This is a genomic window from Streptomyces sp. UH6, from assembly GCF_013421635.1.
Classification (GTDB): domain Bacteria; phylum Actinomycetota; class Actinomycetes; order Streptomycetales; family Streptomycetaceae; genus Streptomyces; species Streptomyces abyssomicinicus.
On sequence record NZ_JACADT010000821.1, the window covers coordinates 1 to 2,569 of the forward strand.

Annotated in this window: 2 protein-coding genes, 1 tRNA gene and 1 pseudogene; 1 reads left to right on the forward strand and 3 read right to left on the reverse strand. The window is 73.7% G+C overall.

The features are described 5' to 3' along the window. Window positions 1-383, reverse strand: a pseudogene (locus HW445_RS26295) (hypothetical protein); the annotation flags it as partial. Next, a tRNA-Pro gene (locus HW445_RS26300) sits at window positions 383-458 on the reverse strand. The pseudogene HW445_RS26295 and the gene HW445_RS26300, both read right to left, overlap by 1 nt. A 165-nt stretch (window positions 459-623) precedes the next feature. Here HW445_RS26300 and HW445_RS26305 point away from each other — a divergent pair. Next, window positions 624-1,469: an LLM class F420-dependent oxidoreductase gene (locus HW445_RS26305; RefSeq protein WP_257231301.1), complete on the forward strand. Its 846-nt coding sequence runs from the start codon at window positions 624-626 to the stop codon at window positions 1,467-1,469. 79 nt (window positions 1,470-1,548) lie between these two features. Here HW445_RS26305 and HW445_RS26310 read toward each other — a convergent pair. Next, the coding region (locus tag HW445_RS26310; protein WP_180223375.1) for a S1 family peptidase at window positions 1,549-2,569 on the reverse strand (1,021 nt) is incomplete at its 5' end.

The window sequence follows — 2,569 nt, forward strand, 5'->3', positions numbered from 1 at the left end:
TCCTCGGCGAGGGAGTGGGCGAACAGCGCGTGGCGGTCCTCGGACACGCCGGCCAGGCGCTCGGCCCGCCGTTCGTACTCCAGCAGGGGGCCGCCCGCGCTCGCGGCGCCGGTGGCGAAGCCGCCGTGGACCACCTCGGGGGTGACCCAGACGGGCAGTCCGGCGACCGGCGCGCGCGAGCCGACGGTCACCCGTCCGTGCCTCATGGCGCTCAGCACGGCGCGCCAGCGCTCGCCCTTGCGTTCCGCGCGGGCGCGTACCTCGGGGTCGTGGTGGGTCGCCGCGGTGGTGAGCGCCCTGGCCAGCTGTCCGAGCGGATAGCCGGTGGAGGCGCCGGGTGCGGTCGGGGCGTCGATGTGCTGCTGCTCAGCGTTCTCGTCCATGGCCGACGTGGCGGGTTCCGCCCCCGCGCCCTCCAGGTCCCGAGCCTGGCGCTCTGCTGGCTGAGCTACACGCCGTCGTGCGCCGATTGTGCCGGTGCCGGGCAGGGGGTTCAACCCACTTTCGGAGGGTGCGGATCAAGCCGTTGACGCTGTTCGGGTGAACGGGGAATGCGGGCCCTCGCCCGGGTTGCTGGGAGCATGGGAACGATGGCTCGCAGCCGACCGGAAGGAATGTGCCTCATGGTGGACGTCGGACGCTTCGGCATCTGGAGCGGAAAGCTCCGCGAGGGCGGGGACGAGGCGGTGGAGGCCGTCGACGAGCTGGACAGGCTGGGCTTCGGGGCCGTCTGGTTCGGGATGGGTTCGGTGCCGGCCGCCGGTGAACTGCTGGCGGCGTCCTCACGGATCGCGGTGGCGACCGGCATTCTGAGCATCTGGCAGTACGACGCCGAGATGGTCGCCCAGCAGGCGGCGGCGGTGGAGGACCGGCATCCCGGGCGGCTCCTGCTCGGCCTCGGCGTCAGTCACGCGCCGCTGGCGAAGAACTACCAGAAGCCGTACTCGGCGATGGTCGCCTACCTGGACGCGCTGGACGCGGCCTCGGCTCCGCTCCCCCCGGAGTCGCGCGCGCTGGCGGCGCTCGGGCCGAAGATGCTGAGGCTGGCGGCCGAGCGGACGGCGGGCGCCCACCCGTACCTGGTGGACGCGCAGTTCGTGGCCCGCGCCCGGGAGACGCTCGGCAAGGAGGCGCTGCTGGCGCCGGAGGTGAAGGTGGTGCTGAACTCCGACCCGGCCGAGGCGCGCCGGATCGCCCGGCAGACGGTGGACATGTACACCCGGCTGCCCAACTACACCGACAACTGGCTCCGCATGGGCTTCGAGGACAGGGACTTCGCGGGGGGCGGCAGCGACCGGCTGATCGACTCCGTGGTGATCTGGGGCAGCGACGACACGGTCCGCGCCCGCCTCGCCGAGTTCCACGACGCGGGCGCCGACCATGTGGCGCTCCAGGTGCTCGACGGTTCTCCCGACCGCCACCCCCGCGAGGGCTGGCGTCGCCTGGCCGACCTGCTCGAGCTGCGCTGACCCTGCGCGTGACCCCGGGAAGAACGCTTCCCGGGGCCACGCGGGCGGGCGGGCCCGGCCGGCCTCGCCCGCCCCTTTCTCAGGCCGTCACCAGGGTGAGCCCGTACCGGCCGAGGATCTCGTTCACCGGCTGGAACCAGGTCTGGCCGCCGGTCGAGCAGTTGCCCCACCCGCCGGAGGTGACGCCCTGTGCCTGGTCGCCGCTGATGAACGAGCCGCCGGAGTCGCCCCCTTCGGCACACACGCTGGTCTTGGTCATCTGACGCACCGCGCCCTGGCTGTAGTTGACCGTCTCGTTCTTGGCCAGCACGGTGCCGCAGTGCCAGCGCGTGGTGGAGCCGGAGCGGCAGATCGACGCCCCGACCGGCGCTTCGTTGGAGCCGCGCACCAGCTGGTCGGAGACGGTGCCCCAGCCGAGCACCACCGGCACGGTCCACCAGCCGCTGCCGACGTTCACCCAGGCGTAGTCGTTCTCGGGGAACGACGAGCCCTGGATGTTGCCGATGTAGCTCCGGTCCCAGCCGCTGACCGCCTGGCCGGCTCCACCGCAGTGCCCGGCGGTCACGAAGCCGCCGACCACCGAGAAGCCTATGGAGCAGCGGACGTTGCCCGTGTAGAAGGGGTCACCGCCGACCGTCCCCGCCGCCAGGGTGCGCGGCGCGCCCGGGACCTCCGCGACGGTCACCGGTCCGGCCTCGCGGGCCCGGTCGAGGAAGTGCCGGACCGCATCGTCGGACCGGCTTCCGTCCGCGACGTTCACGACGACCGTGTTGGCCCGGGGGTCGACGTGCCAGCCGGTCACCCCTTCGGGGGCGTCGAGCCGGTCGATGCGTCGCTGGGCGGCGTCCAGTTCCCGCGCGTCGTGCCGGACGGTGCGGACCTCGGCGCCGGTGGCCTCCACGGCACGGCGGGTGCGGTCGGGGGCGTCCGAGGTGAGGGCGACGGCAAGCCGCCCGGTCTCCGCGTCGAACCAGGAGCCGCCGTAGGAGGAGCCGGCGGCGCGGCGCGCCGTGGGTTCGAGCGCGGTCGCGCTCTTCTCCGCGGCGAGGCGGTCCTTCGCCTCCGCCTCGGTGAGGCCCAGGTCCTGCCGCATGGCCCGC

Coding starts and splice junctions, on each gene's coding strand:
- HW445_RS26305 (WP_257231301.1), top strand. CDS start 624: ATGGTGGACGTCGGACGCTTCGGCATCTGGAGCGGAAAGCTCCGCGAG.